The sequence below is a fragment of the Nocardioides marmoraquaticus genome, assembly GCF_054777915.1.
In genome coordinates this window covers 103680-120192 of sequence record NZ_BAAHAA010000002.1, presented here as the reverse complement: position 1 = coordinate 120192, position 16513 = coordinate 103680, and the positions used below count along the sequence as shown (strand labels likewise).

Annotated in this window: 14 protein-coding genes; 10 read left to right on the top strand and 4 right to left on the bottom strand. The window is 74.3% G+C overall.

Annotation, left to right across the window (positions count from 1 at the left end; all coding sequences use genetic code 11):
- Positions 1 to 2 precede the first annotated feature (2 nt).
- From sfnG to ACYU8I_RS02155, 5 genes are all read left to right on the top strand, one after another.
- Entirely contained in the window at positions 3 to 1127 is a 1125-nt protein-coding gene (gene sfnG / locus ACYU8I_RS02175; RefSeq protein ID WP_460836933.1) for a dimethylsulfone monooxygenase SfnG, read from the top strand.
- Complete coding sequence (locus ACYU8I_RS02170; protein WP_460836931.1) at positions 1127 to 2335, top strand: LLM class flavin-dependent oxidoreductase; 1209 nt, start codon at positions 1127 to 1129, stop codon at positions 2333 to 2335. Before sfnG ends, ACYU8I_RS02170 begins: the two co-directional genes overlap by 1 nt.
- A complete protein-coding gene (locus ACYU8I_RS02165; protein WP_460836930.1) occupies positions 2332 to 2838 on the top strand; it encodes an NADPH-dependent FMN reductase in 507 nt (168 codons plus the stop codon). Before ACYU8I_RS02170 ends, ACYU8I_RS02165 begins: the two co-directional genes overlap by 4 nt.
- Positions 2835 to 3353, top strand: coding sequence for a flavin reductase family protein (locus tag ACYU8I_RS02160; protein ID WP_460836928.1), 519 nt, complete (start codon positions 2835 to 2837; stop codon positions 3351 to 3353). The genes ACYU8I_RS02165 and ACYU8I_RS02160 overlap by 4 nt, the downstream gene beginning before the upstream one ends.
- Positions 3354 to 3483: 130 nt before the next feature.
- Positions 3484 to 5388 (top strand): Xaa-Pro dipeptidyl-peptidase, encoded by a 1905-nt coding sequence (locus tag ACYU8I_RS02155; RefSeq protein WP_460836926.1) that lies wholly within the window; start codon positions 3484 to 3486, stop codon positions 5386 to 5388.
- A gap of 649 nt (positions 5389 to 6037) precedes the next feature.
- Here ACYU8I_RS02155 and ACYU8I_RS02150 read toward each other — a convergent pair.
- The gene (locus ACYU8I_RS02150) at positions 6038 to 6796 is read right to left on the bottom strand and encodes a sulfite exporter TauE/SafE family protein (protein ID WP_460836924.1); all 759 of its coding nucleotides are present in this window, start codon (positions 6794 to 6796) and stop codon (positions 6038 to 6040) included.
- Positions 6793 to 7503, bottom strand: coding sequence for a FadR/GntR family transcriptional regulator (locus ACYU8I_RS02145; RefSeq protein ID WP_460836922.1), 711 nt, complete (start codon positions 7501 to 7503; stop codon positions 6793 to 6795). The genes ACYU8I_RS02150 and ACYU8I_RS02145 overlap by 4 nt, the downstream gene beginning before the upstream one ends.
- Positions 7504 to 7604: 101 nt before the next feature.
- On the opposite strand from ACYU8I_RS02145, the gene ACYU8I_RS02140 reads away from it, so the two are divergent.
- The 4 genes from ACYU8I_RS02140 (at position 7605) to ACYU8I_RS02125 (ending at position 13238) form a co-directional block, all read left to right on the top strand.
- Positions 7605 to 8924 carry an SLC13 family permease gene (locus ACYU8I_RS02140; protein ID WP_460836919.1) on the top strand — a complete coding sequence of 440 codons (1320 nt, stop codon included), beginning with the start codon at positions 7605 to 7607 and terminating at the stop codon, positions 8922 to 8924.
- 20 nt (positions 8925 to 8944) lie between these two features.
- Positions 8945 to 10108 carry a CaiB/BaiF CoA transferase family protein gene (locus ACYU8I_RS02135; protein WP_460836917.1) on the top strand — a complete coding sequence of 388 codons (1164 nt, stop codon included), beginning with the start codon at positions 8945 to 8947 and terminating at the stop codon, positions 10106 to 10108.
- The gene (locus tag ACYU8I_RS02130; protein ID WP_460836915.1) at positions 10093 to 11529 is read left to right on the top strand and encodes a carboxyl transferase domain-containing protein; all 1437 of its coding nucleotides are present in this window, start codon (positions 10093 to 10095) and stop codon (positions 11527 to 11529) included. Before ACYU8I_RS02135 ends, ACYU8I_RS02130 begins: the two co-directional genes overlap by 16 nt.
- A gap of 224 nt (positions 11530 to 11753) precedes the next feature.
- Complete coding sequence (locus ACYU8I_RS02125) at positions 11754 to 13238, top strand: DEAD/DEAH box helicase (protein WP_460836911.1); 1485 nt, start codon at positions 11754 to 11756, stop codon at positions 13236 to 13238.
- 155 nt (positions 13239 to 13393) lie between these two features.
- On the opposite strand, the gene ACYU8I_RS02120 is transcribed toward ACYU8I_RS02125, so the two are convergent.
- Together ACYU8I_RS02120 and ACYU8I_RS02115 are read right to left on the bottom strand one after the other, a co-directional pair.
- The gene (locus tag ACYU8I_RS02120) at positions 13394 to 13591 is read right to left on the bottom strand and encodes a hypothetical protein (RefSeq protein WP_460836909.1); all 198 of its coding nucleotides are present in this window, start codon (positions 13589 to 13591) and stop codon (positions 13394 to 13396) included.
- Positions 13584 to 15563 (bottom strand): alpha/beta hydrolase family protein, encoded by a 1980-nt coding sequence (locus ACYU8I_RS02115; protein ID WP_460836907.1) that lies wholly within the window; start codon positions 15561 to 15563, stop codon positions 13584 to 13586. The genes ACYU8I_RS02120 and ACYU8I_RS02115 overlap by 8 nt, the downstream gene beginning before the upstream one ends.
- Before the next feature lie 42 nt (positions 15564 to 15605).
- Between ACYU8I_RS02115 and ACYU8I_RS02110 the strand changes: the two genes are divergently transcribed.
- Positions 15606 to 16511, top strand: coding sequence for a pirin family protein (locus tag ACYU8I_RS02110; RefSeq protein ID WP_460836903.1), 906 nt, complete (start codon positions 15606 to 15608; stop codon positions 16509 to 16511).
- Positions 16512 to 16513 lie beyond the last annotated feature (2 nt).

Sequence of the window (16513 nt, the reverse complement as noted above, 5' to 3'; positions counted from 1 at the left end):
CCGTGCCGCAGTCCGCCAGTCCCACCCCCCACGAGCCGCTGAAGTTCGCCTACTGGGTGCCCAACGTCTCGGGCGGCCTGGTCGTCAGCACGATCGAGCAGCGCACCGACTGGAGCCTCGACTACAACCTCGAGCTGGCCCGCCTGGCCGAGGCCAACGGCTTCGACTACGCCCTCTCGCAGGTGCGCTACATGGCCGGGTACGGCGCGGCGTACCAGCACGAGTCGACCTCGATCAGCCTCGCGATCGCGCTGGCGACCGAGCGGCTCAAGGTCATCGCCGCGGTGCACCCCGGCCTCTGGCAGCCCGGCGTGCTGGCCAAGCTGGTGGCCAGCTCCGACCAGTACACCAAGGGCCGCTTCTGCGTGAACGTCGTCAGCGGCTGGTTCAAGGACGAGTTCACCAAGCTCGGCGAGCCCTGGCTCGAGCACGGCGAGCGCTACCGCCGCTCCGAGGAGTTCATCCGCTACCTCCGCGAGATCTGGACGAGCGACCACGCCGAGCTGAGCGGCGACTTCTACCGGCTGCACGACTTCGACCTCAAGCCCAAGCCGTACGACGTGCCGGGTCGCCCGCACCCCGAGATCTTCATGGGCGGCAACTCGACCGACGCCCGGGGGATGGGCGGTCGCGTCACCGACTGGTACTTCATGAACGGCAACACGCCCGAGGGCGTCGAGGAGCAGGTGCGCGACGTCAGTGACGTCGCCTCCGTCCACGGCCGCGCCGGCCACGTGCGCTTCGGCGTCAACGGCTTCGTCGTCGGCCGGGAGACCGAGGCCGAGGCGCACGCCGTGCTCGACGAGATCGTCGAGAAGGCCGACGTGGAGGCCGTCGAGGGCTTCGGCTCCGCGGTCACGCAGGCCGGCCAGTCCACCGGAGACAAGAAGGGGATGTGGCAGGACTCCGACTCCAAGGACCTGGTGCAGTACAACGACGGCTTCCGCACCGGCCTGATCGGCACGCCTGAGCAGATCGCGCACCGGATGCTCGAGCACAAGCGCCGCGGGGTCGACCTCTTCTTGCTGGGCTTCCTGCACTTCCAGGAGGACGTGCAGCACTTCGGTCGCGAGATCCTGCCGATCGTGCGCGAGCTCGAGGCCGCCGAGCTGGAGCGGGTCGGCTGATGGGCGACCTCACCTTCCACTGGTTCCTGCCGACCAACGGCGGCGACGGCCGACAGGTCGTCGGCGGCGGGCACGGTGTCTCCGCCGGTCCCTCGGGCCGGCCCGCGTCGGTCTCCTACCTCGGTCAGGTCGCGCGCGCCGCCGAGGACCTCGGCTTCGTCGGGGCGCTGACCCCGGCAGGCGCCTGGTGCGAGGACGCCTGGCTGACCACCGCCATGCTGAGCCAGGTCTCGGAGCGGCTGAAGTTCCTGGTCGCGCTCCGGCCCGGCCTGATCTCGCCGTACCTCGCCGCCCAGATGGCCGGCACCTTCCAGCAGCTCACGGGCGGGCGGCTGCTGCTCAACGTCGTCACCGGCGGCGAGAGCCACGAGCAGCGGATGTTCGGCGACTTCCTCGACAAGGACGAGCGCTACGCCCGGTGCGGGGAGTTCCTCGACGTCGTCACGCGGCTGTGGGACGGCGAGACCGTCACCCACCGCGGTGAGCACCTGCAGGTCGAGGAGGCGGTGCTGCAGCACGGCCCCGACCCGCACCCCGACGTCTACTTCGGCGGCTCCTCGCCCGCTGCAGGCGCGGTCGCCGCGGCGTACAGCGACGTCTACCTCACCTGGGGCGAGCCCCCGGCCGCGGTGAAGGAGAAGGTCGACTGGATCCGCGGGCTCGCCGCCCAGCAGGGCCGCGAGGTGCGCTTCGGCATCCGCTTGCACACCATCACCCGCGACACGTCCGAGGAGGCGTGGGCCGAGGCCGCCCGGCTGCTCCGCGGCATCGACCCGGCCGACGTCGCCCGCGTGCAGGCGGGGCTGCGGCGCAGCGAGTCGGAGGGGCAGAAGCGGATGCTTGCCCTCCGCGGCGGCTCCACGGGCTCTGCCGGTGGTGGGGACCCCCACGACCTCGAGGTGCACCCCGGCGTGTGGGCCGGCGTCGGGCTGGTGCGCGGCGGGGCCGGCACCGCCCTGGTCGGCAGCCACAGCGAGGTCGCCGACGTCGTCGAGGAGTACGCCGCCGTCGGCATCGAGGAGTTCGTGCTGTCCGGCTACCCGCACCTGGAGTCGGCGTACTGGTTCGGCGAGGGCGTGCTGCCCGAGCTGGCCCGCCGCGGTCGCTGGAGCCACCCCGCCCAGCAGGTCGTCGACGCCCGCCACCGCGCGGCAGCGGTGCCGTTCGGGGCGCCCGCTCGCGACGGCGCGCGGGTGAGCGCGTCGTGAGCCGGGTCGCCGTCGTCGTCGGCAACCCCAAGCCGGCCTCGCGCACCCTCGCCGCCGCGTCGTACGTCGCCCGCGAGCTGTCGGGCGGCGAGCCCGACCTCGTCGTCGACGTCGGGACGCTCGGGCCGGAGCTGCTCGACTGGAGCTCGCTCCGCGTCGGTGACCTCGTCGAGCTGGTGGGCGCGGCCGACCTGGTCGTCGTCGCGAGCCCGACCTACAAGGCGACCTACACCGGGCTGCTCAAGGTCTTCCTCGACCGCTTCGCGGGCGGCACCGGTCTCCGGGGGATCGCCGTGCCACTCATGCTCGGCGCCGGCCCGGCCCACGCCCTCGCGCCCGAGCTGCACCTGCGACCGCTGCTCGTCGAGCTCGGCGCCGTCGTCCCCGTCCCGGCGCTCTACGTGCTCGACGAGCACCACGACGACCCGGCGGCGTACGCCACCTGGCTGGGGCGTGCGCGACCGGCGGTCGGGGCACTGCTGCCGCAAGGAGCCCACCCGTGACCATCGCCGCCTTCCGCACCAACCAGGACCTCGACGCCTCCCGGCTGCGCGAGGCGTTCGGCCACTTCCCGAGCGGGGTGGTCGCCGTCGCCGCGGTCGTCGACGGCGATCCCGTCGGCCTCGCGGCGAGCTCGTTCACCTCGGTGAGCCTCGACCCGCCGCTGGTCTCGGTCTCGGTCGCCAACACCTCGCGGACCTGGCCCGACCTGCGCGCCGCCGACCGCCTGGGCGTGACCGTGCTCGCCGCCCACCACGGCGACGCCTGCCGTCAGCTCGCCGGCCCCGTCGAGCACCGCTTCGACGACCTCGCGTGGAGCGTGCGGCCCCAGGGCGCCGTGGTGCTCGACGACGGGCTCGCGCAGTTCGACTGCTCGATCCACCGCGAGGTCGAGGCCGGCGACCACACCATCGTGCTCCTCGCGCTGCACGCCGTCGCCGAGCACGCCCCCGACCACGCCGAGCCCGACGCCCCCCTGCTCTTCCACCGCTCCCGGCTCGGCCCGATCGCGGGGTGACGGGCTCTCCCCGGACATCCGAGCCGGCGCCACGTCACGATCGGGTCGCGGTCGGTCGTCGGGGGGTGACCGAGCGGTCGGGGCCGGGCTAGCGTGCGCGCCACGGCTCGGTCGATCTCGGGAGGCTCGGATGCGCCGCAGGTACACGTACGCCCTCACACCCCTGCTCGCACTGGCGCTGGCCGCCACGCTGCAGCCGGGGTCGTACGACGAGGCGGCCGCCGCGCCGCGCCCGGCGGCGGGGGACCGGCCCGTCCCGCCCGACTGGCTGCAGGTCGAGGGCGGCATGGCCAAGCCGCAGTTCGACCTCGACGACGCGGTCGTCGAGACCCTCTGGGTGCAGACCCCGGTCGACTCCGACCTCGACGGCAAGCGCGACCGCGTGCGGGTGCAGGTCGCGCGACCGGCCGAGACCGAGGCGAAGGGGATCGAGGTCCCCGTCGTCTTCGAGCACAGCCCCTACCGCTACAACACCGGCGGCGGGGTCAACCACGGCGTCGACTTCACCGTGATGCCGCAGGAGGGCCAGCAGCCCCGCGGTCGGTCGTCGATCGCGGCGGCCGAGCCCGTGTCGAAGCCGCAGCTGCCCGGGTCGCTCGACGACTACTGGGTGCCCCGCGGCTACGCCGTCGTGCTCGGCGAGAGCATCGGCACCGGCTTCTCCGACGGCTGCCCCACCGTGGGCGACGCGAAGGAGACGCTCGGCACCAAGGCGGTCATCGACTGGCTCGGCGGGCGTGCAGCGGCGTACGACGAGAGCGGCGCGCCCGTGCGTGCCGACTGGAGCACCGGCGACGTCGGCATGACCGGCGTCTCCTACAACGGCACGCTGCCCAACCAGGTCGCCACGACCGGCGTCGAGGGGCTGCGCACGATCGTGCCGGTCTCGGCGATCGCCAGCTGGTACGACTACTACCGCGCCAACGGCCTCGTCCGCGCGCCGCACTCCGCCCGGTCGGGCGTGGGAGACAACGCCTACCTCGGCGAGGACCTCGACGTGCTGGCGGAGTACGTCCAGGGCCCGACGCGGGCGGAGAAGTGCCGCGTGGTCGTCGACGAGATGCGGCAGCGCCAGGACCGCGTCACCGGCGACTACAACGCCTACTGGAAGGCGCGCGACTACCTGCGTCAGGCCCGCGGGGTGGAGGCCAGCGTCTTCGTGGTGCACGGGCTCGAGGACTACAACGTCATGCCGCGCGCCTTCGCCAGCTGGTACGACGCCCTCGGCAAGGCCGGCGTCACCCGCAAGATCTGGCTCCACAACGGCGGCCACGGCGGGCCCTCGCGCACCTCGGGCTACACCGACGAGCTCAACAAGTGGATGACCCACGAGCTCTTCGGCGTCGACAACGGCATCCTCGACGAGCCGCGCGCCGACGTGCAGCGCCCCGACGGCAGCTACGTGCAGTACGCCGACTGGCCGGCGCCCGGCTCCCGCTCCGCCACGCTGCGGCTCGGCGCGTCGAACGCCACCGAGCCGGGCACCCTGTCGACCAGGCCCGCCCCCGGCCCGCGCCCGCGGCAGTCGTTCGTCGACGCCGGCCGCGAACGCAACACCGACGCCTCGCTGATCACCGCGCCCGACACCGCCGACCCCCACCGGCTGGCGTACCTGTCGGCGCCGCTGCGCCGCGACGTGCAGCTCTCCGGGACCCCGTCGGTGTCGCTGCGCGCCTCCGTCGACAACCGGTACGCCGCCAACCTCACGGCGGTGCTCGTCGACCACGGCCCTGTCGGCAGCGACGCTGCGCCGGTGATGGTCACGCGCGGCTGGACCGACGTGCAGAACCGCACCCGCGCCGACCGCACCCAGCCGATCCAGCAGGGCAAGGAGTACACCTTCCGCTGGGAGCTCGAGCCCGACGACTACCGCTTCCCCGCCGGCCACCGCATCGGCCTCGTCGTCGTCTCGACCGACCAGCAGTTCACCGTGCGCCCCGACCCCGGCACCCGCATCACCGTCGCCCCCGCCGCCAGCACCCTCGACCTCCCCGTCGTCGGCGGCGCCAAGGCCCTGTCCTTCTCCACTCCCTGAGAAGTGGCGTCACCCCGGTCCCTGAGGAGTCCCGTGAGAGACGAGCGGCGTCACCCCGCTCCCTGAGGAGTCCCGCGAGGGACGAGCGGGGCGTCTCGAAGGGGCGGCCCTTCGTGGCTCGCTGCGCTCGCACCTCAGGGACCGGGCATTGGTCTTTCGCTCGCAGGGCAGGTACCGGGCGCAAGGCCCCGCTCGCTGAGGAGCCCCGCGAGGGACGAGCAGCGTCACCCCGCTTCCTGAGGAGTCCCGCGAGGGACGAGCGGCGTCACCCCGGTCCCTGAGGAGCCCCGCGAGGGACGAGCGGGGCGTCTCGAAGGGGCGGCCCTTCGTGGCTCGCTGCGCTCGCACCTCAGGGACCGGGCATTGGTCTTTCGCTCGCAGGTCGGAACCGGGCGCAAGGCCCCGCTCGCTGAGTAGCCCCGCGAGGGACGAGCAGCGTCACCCCGCTCCCTGAGGAGTCCCGCGAGGGACGAGCGGCGTCACCCCGGTCCCTGAGGAGCCCCGCGAGGGACGAGCGGGGCGTCTCGAAGGGGCGGCCCTTCGTGGCTCGCTGCGCCCGCACCTCAGGAACGGGGCAGGGGTCGTACGCTCGCGCATCGTCGACCGGGCCGGGTCACGTGGTGACCGACGGGAAGGAGCCGACGAGCGATCAGAGCAGCAGGGCGAACGCGGTGACGCCGGCGACGACGATGGCGGTGCGCAGCACGCGGTCGGGGAGGTGGCGGCCGATGACGGCGCCGACGTACCCGCCCACGAGCGAGCCGGTGGCGAGCAGCGCGATGGCGGCCCAGTCGAGGTCGGCGAGCAGCAGGAAGACGAGCGAGGCGACCACGTTGCCGGCCATGAGCGAAAGCGTCTTGAGGGCGTTGACCACGCGGATCTCGAGGTCGAGCCCGAAGCCCATGACGGCCATCATCATGACGCCGGCCCCGGCGCCGAAGTAGCCGCCGTACACCCCGGTCACGGCCGCGCCCGCGAGCGTCAGCGGCGACATCCGGGTGCGCGGCTCGGCGTCGGGCCCGGCCCGCTCGCGCACGCGTCGGCTGACCCACGGCTGCACCCCCACCAGCACGGCGGTGAACAGGATGAGCCACGGCACCACGGCCTCGAAGACGCCGGGCGGCAGCGCGAGGAGCAGCAGCGCACCCGCCACGGCCGCGACCGAGCAGACGAGCAGGATCGTACGGGCCAGGGCGGGCTGCTCGCGTAGCTCGCGGCGGTAGCCGAGCGAGCCGGAGAGCCCACCGGGCACGAGGCCGACGGTGTTGGAGGCGTTGGCGGTGACCGGCGGCAGGCCCACGGCGAGCAGCACGGGGAAGCTCAGCAGCGACGCAACGCCCACCGTCGCCGACAGCACGCCCGCGCCGAGCCCGGCCCCGAGGACGGCCAGGACCTCGAGACCGCTCACCGATCGCGGAGCAGCGCGACGTCACTGACCATCGAGACGTGCGCGTGCATCGCGGCGGCTGCCGCCTCGGGGTCACCGGCGTGGATGGCGTCGGCCACGGCCCGGTGGCCGGCGAGGGAGTCGCGCGGACGGCCGGGCTGCGACAGCGACTCCAGGCGGGTCTCCACGATCAGCGCCGAGATCTCGGTCATCAACCGGGCCAGCAGGCTGGAGTGGGCCGCGGCGGTGACGGCGCTGTGGAAGAGCTCGTCGCCCTCGACCCCGCGCCCGCCGGCCCCCACGTCGTCGGCCATCGCCGTCAGGGCGGCGTCGATGGCCGCGAGGTCGTCCGTCGTACGCCGCTGCGCGGCCAGCGCCGCGATCTTGGTCTCGAGCGCGTCGCGGGTGTCGATGATGTCGGGCAGCCGGTCGGCGTGGGCGCGGATCGCCTCGGCGATGCGCGGGCCGGCACCCGTGCCGGTGACGACGGTGCCGTCGCCGTGCCGCACGGCCACGACGCCCACGACCTCGAGCGCGACGAGCGCCTGCGAGAGCGTCGCGCGGCTGACGCCGAGCCGCTGGGCGAGCTCGCGCTCGGGCGGGATGCGGTCGCCGGGACGCAGCTCGTTGTCGGTGATCCACCCGGTGATCTGCTGCGCGACCTGCTCGTAGAGCCGGCTGCGGGCCAGCGGCCCGGGCAGGCCGGGGGAGCTGGGCGACGTCGTCATGTGTCGAGTGTATTGACAGGAGGCCCGGTGGGCTATTGGCTAGGCCACTGATCCAACCCGTGACGCCGGTCACGGTCGAGTCTCGACAAGGGAGGTGGATCGTGGACCAGGAGCTGGTAGCGATCCTGGCGCTCGTCGCGCTGTTCGTCGTGGGCACGTTGCTGCCCATCAACATGGGGGCGCTGGCCTACGTCGCCGCGTGGTTCGTCGGCATGTACGCCCTCGGCATGGACGAGAAGGAGATCCTCGCCGGCGTCAGCGGCGACCTGATCCTCACGCTCGTCGGGGTGACGTACCTGTTCGCGATCGCGCGCAACAACGGCACCGTCGACCTCATCGTCAGGTCGGCCGTCAAGGCGGTGGGCGGCCGGGTCGCGCTGATCCCCTGGGTGATGTTCGCGGTCACCGCGGTGCTGACCGCGATCGGCGCCGCAAGTCCCGCGGCCTGCGCGATCATCGGCCCGATCGCGCTGGGCTTCGCCGGGCGCTACAAGATCAACCCACTGATGATGGGCATGTTCGTGGTGCACGGCGCCCAGGGCGGCGGGTTCTCGCCGATCAGCATCTACGGCGTCATCACCAACTCGGTGATGGAGGACGCCGGCCTCCCGGTCGGCGAGGTGACGCTCTTCGTCTCGAGCCTCGTGGTGAACATCGTCATGGCCGGCATCCTGTTCGTCCTGTTCGGCGGCCGCGAGCTGATGAAGCAGCGGCTCGACCCCGACGACGACCCGTTCGGCCACGACGTCGACCACGCCGGCGGCGTCAGCGTCGGTGCCCGCGGCACCGGCGAGAGCACCACGGGCACCACCCAGGCGGTCGGCGTCAAGCGCGACCAGGTGCTGACCCTGGTGGCTTTCGTCGCCGTCGCCGTCGTCGCGCTCGCCTTCGAGAAGAACATCGGCTTCACCGCGATCACCGCCGCGGTCATCCTGGCCATGCTCAAGCCGAACGAGCACCGCGACGCCATCAAGCAGGTCGCCTGGCCGACCGTGCTCCTGGTCGCCGGCGTCTCGACGTACGCCGCGATCCTCATCAAGGCCGGCAGCGACGTCTACGTCGGCGACTGGGCCGCGGGGCTCGGCGTGGCCGTCATCGGCGCGCTGGTGCTCTGCTACGTCGGCGGCGTGGTCTCGGCGTTCGCGTCCTCGACCGCGCTGCTGCCGGTGATCATCCCGATCGCGGTGCCGCTGGTGGCCGAGGGCGGCGTCAACGCGGTGCTCTTCGTCGCCGCGCTGGCGATCTCGTCGACCATCGTCGACGTCAGCCCGTTCAGCACCAACGGTGCGCTGATGCTGGCCAACCGCCCGCCCAGCATCGACGAGCGCGTCTACTACAAGCAGATCCTCACCTACAGCGTGGTCGTCGTCCTGGTCGGACCGCTGCTCGTGTGGGCCGCCCTCGTGCTACCGGGCTGGTGAGGGACGTGAAGGATGCCCCTGTGACCGGACCGCTGGACGGCGTGCTCGTCGTCGACCTCTCCCGCGCGCTCGCCGGCCCCCACGCCACCCAGATGCTGGGCGACCAGGGCGCCCGCGTCATCAAGGTGGAGGCGCCGGGCCACGGCGACGACACCCGCGGGTGGGGGCCGCCGTTCGTGGGTCCCGAGGGCGACGTGTCGACGTACTTCCTGTCGACCAACCGCAACAAGGAGTCGATCACCCTCGACCTGAAGGACGACGCCGACAAGGACGTCCTGCTGCGCCTCGTCGACCGGGCCGACGTGCTGGTGGAGAACTTCCGCACCGGCGTGCTCGAGCGGCTGGGCCTGGGCATCGCGTCGCTGACCGAGCGCAACCCGCGCCTGGTGGTGCTGTCGATCACCGGCTTCGGCCACGACGGCCCCGAGGGCGGCCGGGCCGGCTACGACCAGATCGCCCAGGGCGAGGCGGGCCTGATGTCGCTCACCGGCTCGGGGCCCGACGACCCGCAGCGGGTGGGCGTGCCCATCGCCGACCTGCTCTCCGGCATGTACGGCGCCTACGGCGTCCTCGCCGCGCTGCACGAGCGCGAGCGCACCGGCGTCGGCCGGGTCGTCCGCACGTCGCTCCTCGCCGCCACCGTCGGGGTCCACGCCTTCCAGGGCACCCGCTGGACGGTGGCCGGCCAGGTCGGCCGGGCGCAGGGCAACCACCATCCGTCGATCGCGCCGTACGGCCTGTTCCGCTGCCGCGACGGCGCCGTGCAGATCGCGCTCGGCAGCGAGGGCCTGTGGAAGCGGTTCTGCGCCGGCTTCGGGCTCGACCCCGACGCCGAGGGCCTCGCCACCAACCCCGAGCGGGTGGCCGCGCGAGAGCGGGTCATCGAGCTGGTCGAGGGCGTCTTCGCCGACCAGGACGCCGAGCCGCTGCTGGCCCGGTTGGCCGAGGTCGGCGTGCCGGCGGGCAAGGTGCGCACCCTCGACGAGGTCTACGAGTGGGACCAGACGCGGAGCCAGGGCCTGCTCGTCGACGTCGAGCACCCGGTGCTCGGGCCCGTGACGCTGCCCGGCCCGCCGCTGCGGTTCTTCGACGGCGACGGCACCGAGGTCACCCGCCGCGACCACCTCGCGCCGCCCGCCCTCGACCAGCACGGCGCGTCCGTGCGTGCGTGGCTCGACTCGTGACGGCCCGTCGCTGGTCGGCCGCCGAGCTGGTCGAGCTGGTGCTCGACGAGGGCACCTTCGAGTCGTGGGACGTCCCCCTCGATCTGTCGGGGCACCCCGAGGCCTACCAGGCCGAGCTCCGCGGCGCCGCCGAGAAGGCCGGCACCGACGAGTCGGTCGTCACCGGCTTCGGCGTGGTGCGCGGGCGGCCGGTGGCGTTCGTGATCAACGAGTTCCGCTTCCTCGGCGGCACCATCGGCCGGGCCGCCGCCGACCGCATCGTGGCCGCCGTACGACGTGCCACGGCCGAGGGCCTGCCGCTGCTCGCCACGACCGCGTCGGGCGGCACCCGGATGCAGGAGGGCACGCCCGCCTTCTGGCAGATGGCCGAGATCTCGCGGGCCGTGATGGCCCACCGCGCGGCCGGGCTGCCGTACCTCGTGCACCTGCGCCACCCCACCACCGGCGGCGTCTTCGCCTCGTGGGGCTCCCTCGGCCACGTCACCGTCGCCGAGCCGGGCGCGCTGGTCGGGTTCCTCGGTCCGAAGGTCTTCGAGGCGCTCAACGGCGAGCCCTTCCCCGAGGGCGTGCAGCGGGCGGAGAACCTCCGCGACCACGGGGTCATCGACGCCGTCGTCTCGACCGAGCAGCTGCCCGACCTCATCGACCAGGCGCTCTCGGTGCTCGTCGACCCCGCGACGCCCGGCACGATCGCGGTGCGCGACGTCGACGTGCCCGCCCGCGGCACCTGGGAGTCGGTCGGGCTGACGCGCGAGGACACCCGCGCCGGGGTCCGCGACCTCACCAGGTACGCCGCCTCCACCACGCTCGCGCTCAACGGCACCGAGCACGGCGAGCGCGACAGCTCGGTCATCGTCGCGCTGGCCCGGCTCGACGGCCAGCCGTGCGTGCTGGTCGGTCAGGACCGGCTGCGCCAGACCCCCGACACCCCGCTCGGCCCGGCCGCGCTGCGGCAGGCCCAGCGCGGCATGGCCCTGGCCGAGGAGCTCGGCCTGCCGCTCGTGACCGTCGTCGACACCCCCGGCGCCGAGCTCTCGCAGGCCGCCGAGGAGGGCGCCGTCGCCGGCGAGATCGCCCGCTGCATCGCCACCCTGACCACGCTCACCGTGCCGACGGTGTCGGTGATCCTCGGGCAGGGCTGCGGCGGAGGCGCGCTCGCGCTGCTGCCCGCCCGCCACGTCGTCGCCACCAGCAACGCCTGGCTCAGCCCGCTGCCGCCCGAGGGCGCCTCGGTCATCGTGCACGGCGACGTCACCCACGCCGCCGAGATCGCCGAGGCCCAGGGCGTCGCCGCCCCCGCCCTGCACGCGGCCGGCATCGTCGACACCATCGTCCCCGAGCTCGCCTCCGACGGGCCCGAGGAGCTAGCCCTCGCCGTCGCCGCCGTCGTACGACGCGCCCTCGCCGACCAGGGCGCGTGAGGGCCCGGGCCTGCCGACCCGCGGCGCTGGCCTGACCCGACGAGCGCTTCGTCACGTCGCGACGATGCGGGGTGGTGGGCCCGAGTGGTCTAGGGTGGTGACCACGAGGACCGCCCCGCCGGTCCTGATGCGTGTTGCAGAACGGCACTGCGCCGGTCTCCACGCCGACCGAGACGACTCGGTCTCGCGGGACGTCCCATCCCACCTCCTCGAGAGAACCCCTTTTGTCTTCCTCCTTCGCAGGCCTCGGCCTGCCCACCGACCTGTGCGACCAGCTCGCGCAGGGCGGCATCACCACGCCCACCCCGATCCAGGCCGCGACCATGCCCGACGCGCTGCGCGGCCGTGACGTGCTCGGCCGGGGCCGCACCGGCTCCGGCAAGACGCTGGCCTTCTGCCTGCCCCTCGTGGCCCGGCTGTCGGCGTCGACCACGCGTCGTACGCCGAAGCGGCCGCGCGCCCTGATCCTGGCGCCGACCCGCGAGCTGGTCGCCCAGATCGAGGCGGCCATCGCACCGCTGGCCGAGGCCCGCCACCTCACCACCACGACCGTCTTCGGCGGCGTCGGCCAGGGCCGTCAGGTCGAGGCGCTGCGGCGCGGCGTCGACGTCCTGCTGGCCTGCCCCGGCCGGCTGGAGGACCTCATCGGCCAGGGGCACGTCTCGCTCGCCTCGGTCGAGGTCACCGTGCTCGACGAGGCCGACCACATGGCCGACCTGGGCTTCCTGCCCGCGGTCAAGCGGCTGCTCGACACCACCCCGCGCGGCGGCCAGCGGATGCTGTTCTCCGCCACCCTCGACGCGGGTGTCGACGTGCTGGTCAAGCGCTACCTCGACAAGCCGGCCGTCCACCAGGCCGACTCGGCGCAGTCGCCGGTCGCGTCGATGGACCACCACGTGCTCCACGTGCCGCACGAGCAGCGTCTCGCCGTGCTCACCGACCTCGCCAGCGCCCCCGGTCGCACCGTGGTCTTCACCCGCACCAAGCACGGCGCCAAGAACCTCGCCAAGAAGCTCAACTCCGCCGGCGTGCCCACCGTCGACCTGCACGGCAACCTCGCCCAGAACGCCCGCACCCGCAACATGGCGGCGTTCCACTCCGGCGAGGCCACCACGCTGGTCGCGACCGACATCGCGGCCCGCGGCATCCACGTCGACGACGTGTCGCTCGTGGTGCACGCCGACCCGCCGGCCGAGCACAAGGCCTACCTCCACCGCTCCGGCCGTACGGCGCGCGCCGGCGCCGCCGGCACGGTGGTCACGCTGATGACCGACAGCCAGGTCGGCGACGTGCGCCAGCTGACCCGCGCCGCGGGCATCAGGCCCACCACCACGCGCATCCCCGGCCCCGGCCACGCCGTGCTGCAGCAGCTCGCCCCCGGCGAGCGCGTGCTCTCCGGCGGGCTCGTCGTCGAGAAGCCGGCCCAGCCGACCGGTCGCTCCGGCGGCGCCGGCTCGGCCGGTGGCTCCGGTGGCGGCTCGCGTCGTCGCCGGCGTCCCGCGGGCGGTGGCGGCCAGGGTGGCGGCCAGGGTGGCGGCCAGGCGCGCTCGGGGCAGTCGCGCTCCGGCGGCCAGTCGTCGCGCTCGGGCGGTCAGGGTGGCGGCCAGAAGTCCGGCGGCTCGCGTCGTCGCGCGGGTGGCGGCCAGGGCTCCGGTGCCGGCTCGCACAGCGCCGCGTCGTTCAGCAGCGGCGGCCGTCGCCGCGGCTGACGCACCTCTTCCCCTCGGGGCGGTCGGGAGTGGTCCCGGCCGCCTCGTCGCGCTGTCCGGGGCTTTTCGAACGAAAAGCCCCTCGGGCCCGACGTTTCCGACCGATTCGCTCCTCGGTGCCCGGCGTGTCGGGGGCTTTTCGTTCGAAAAGCCCCCTAGCGCCGCCGGCGGGTCACCACCCGCACCACGAGGGCGGCGGCGACGACGCCGACGACGAGCGACAGCAGGATCCGCAGCCAGGGGCTGACGTCGGTGACCAGTCGCAGGCCGACGTTGACGACGACCGTGGCGCCGACGAGGACGAGCAGGGCGCCGCGCTCGGCGTCGCCGAGGCCGGAGCGGCGCTCAGGCACCGGACCCCTCCCCGAGGTCGGCCGTGAAGCCCCACAGCCGGCCGAGGAAGGCGAGCTCGGCTCGGGTCGCGGCGACGATGTTGGCCGGGTCGCGGAAGCCGTGCCCCTCGCCCGCGAACTCGACCACCTCCACGTCACCGCCGCGCGAGCGGAGCGCCTCGGCGATGGCCGTCGTCTGCGACGGGGGCACGACCCGGTCGTCGAGCCCCTGGAGCAGCAGCAGCGGGGTCGAGATCCGGTCGACGTGCACCAGCGGCGAGCGGGCGTCGTACGTCGCCCGGGCCGCCGGCCACGGCCCGATCAGGCCGTCGAGGTAGCGCGACTCCATCTTGTGGGTCTCCTGCGCGAGCAGCGAGGGGTCGGCGACGCCGAAGTAGCTGATCCCGGCGGTGAAGACGTCGTGGAAGGCGACCGCGGCGTAGACGACGTAGCCCCCGGCCGACCCGCCGAGCACCCCGAGCCGGGCGCCGTCGACCAGGCCCTCGTCGGCCAGGTGCTGCGCCCCGAGCACGACGTCCTCGACGTCGACGACGCCCCACTGGCCGTGCAGCCGCTCGCGGTAGGCGCGGCCGTAGCCCGTCGACCCGCCGTAGTCGACGTCGAGCACGGCGAAGCCGCGCGAGGTCAGCAGTGCGACGCGGGGGCTCGGGACGGAGGTGGTGGCCGACGTGGGGCCGCCGTGCGCGACCACGACGAGCGGTGGGAGCTCACCGTCGGGACCGCTGACCTCGGGGTGCGCGGGGAGGTGCAGGAAGCCGTGGGCCTGCTCGCCGCCGCTGCCCGTCCAGCTGACCGACTGCGCCGGCGCCAGGTACGCCGCGTCGGGCACGACGCCGCGGCGGGCGACCACCTCGGTGGTGCCGTCGGGGCCGACGACGGTGGTCTGCCAGCCGTCGGTGCGGTGGCCGAGCTCGGCGACCAGCCCCTCGCCGTGGGCGTCGAGCCCGGAGGCCGCGACGGCGTCGGGCACGGGCTCGGAGACGGACCCGTCCGCGGGGTCGACGAGCACCACGCCGGCGACGCCGTCGACGGTGCGCACCACGGCGAGCCGGCCGTCGGCGAGGGCGGTCATCGACCGGGTGCGCAGCTGCCACCCGGGCAGGCCGTGCTCCAGCCCGGGGCCGACGACGGCCTCGGGCGTGGCGTCGGACCGGGCCTCGACGACGTGCGGCACCGCCCAGCCCTCGGGGTCGGCGAGGAAGGCGAGCCGGCCGTCGGGCAGCCAGACCGGCTCGCTGGCCGACCCGGCGGGGAGCGTGACCGCCCAGCGCTCGACCAGGTCGCCCGCGGCGTCCAGGCGTCCGAGGTGGACCTGTGCTGCGTCCCACGGCATGCCGGGGTGCGACCACTGCAGCCAGGCGAGGTGGTCGCCGGCGGGGGAGAGCACGGGGTCGGTGACGAAGTCGGGGAGCGTCGGGTCGCCCGCGTCGTCGGCGTCGGGCCGGGGCAGGTCACGCCGGCGCCCCGCCACCACGACCTCGCCCCACGACGGCCACGGCGACGGCTCGAGGGGCAGGCGCACCAGCTCGTTGACCGCCTCGACCGCCAGGTCGCGGTGGTCCTCGCGCACCGCGAAGCACACGCCGCGTCGGGTGTCGACGGCCATCGACGACCACCGCACCGCCGCGTCGTCGACCTCCGGCGTCAGGGCCACCGGCTCGTCGCCGTCGAGGCGCCACAGCCGCTGCGTGACGAAGTCGACGGCGAGAACCACGCCGTCGCGCAGGGCGTGGGCGCCGCCGCCGTACTCGTGGACGCGCGAGCGCACCGACATCCACCCCGGCGACAGGTCGGTGACGCTGCCGTCGGCCTCGCGCCGGCACAGCAGCACGCGGGCGCCGGACTCGGGCCGGGTGGTCAGCCAGTGCACCCGCCCGCCGTCGGACAGCGGTGCCGACGGCGTGCCGGCGCCGGCGACGAGGTCCTCGGGGCCGATCGGGGACGGCCAGGAGCCGTGGGGGAGCGAGCGCATGCGCCCATCCAACCAAGTGGCACCGACGACTACCCTCGGGTCATGGAGGTGCTCACTCCCCGGGAGGTCCCGCTCGGCGGGCTCCGCGCCATGACCGTGCGCCGGACGCTGCCGCAGCGCCAGCGCTCGCTGATCGGCGCCTGGTGCTTCGTCGACCACTACGGCCCCGACGACGTGGCCGACCGCGGCGGCATGGACGTGCCGCCCCACCCGCACACCGGTCTCGCGACGGTCAGCTGGCTGTTCTCCGGCGAGATCGAGCACCGCGACTCCGCGGGCCACCACGCCGTCGTGCGCCCGGGCGAGATGAACCTCATGACCGCCGGCCGCGGCATCTCCCACAGCGAGTACTCCACCGACGCCACCACCACGCTCCACGGCGCCCAGCTCTGGCTGGCGCTTCCCGACGAGGCGCGCCAGGTCGCGCCGGCGTTCGAGCACCACGCCCCCGAGCCCGTCGGCGGGGACGGCTGGGTCGCGCGCGTCTTCCTGGGCTCGCTGCTGGGCTCCGAGTCTCCCGTCCTCACGCACTCGCCGCTGCTCGGCGCCGAGCTGGTGCTCCGGGCCGGCACGACGCTGCGCGTGCCGGTCGAGGCGGCGTACGAGCACGGCGTGCTGCTCGACACGGGCGCGGTGCGCGTCGACGGCAAGCCGCTGGCCGCCGACGAGCTCGGCTTCCTCGAGCCCGGCGCGCGCGAGCTGGAGCTGACGGCCGAGACCGACGCGCGGCTGCTGCTCCTCGGTGGCCCACCCTTCGGCGAGCAGATCGTGATGTGGTGGAACTTCGTCGGCCGCAGCCACGACGAGGTCGTGCGCTACCGCGCCCAGTGGGAGGCCCGGCTCGACGAGGGTGACCGCACCCGCTTCGAGCTGCCCGCCGACGACCCGGGCGAGGCGCTGCACGCGCCGCCGCTGCCGACGACCCGGATGGTCCCACGCGGGCCGTAGGC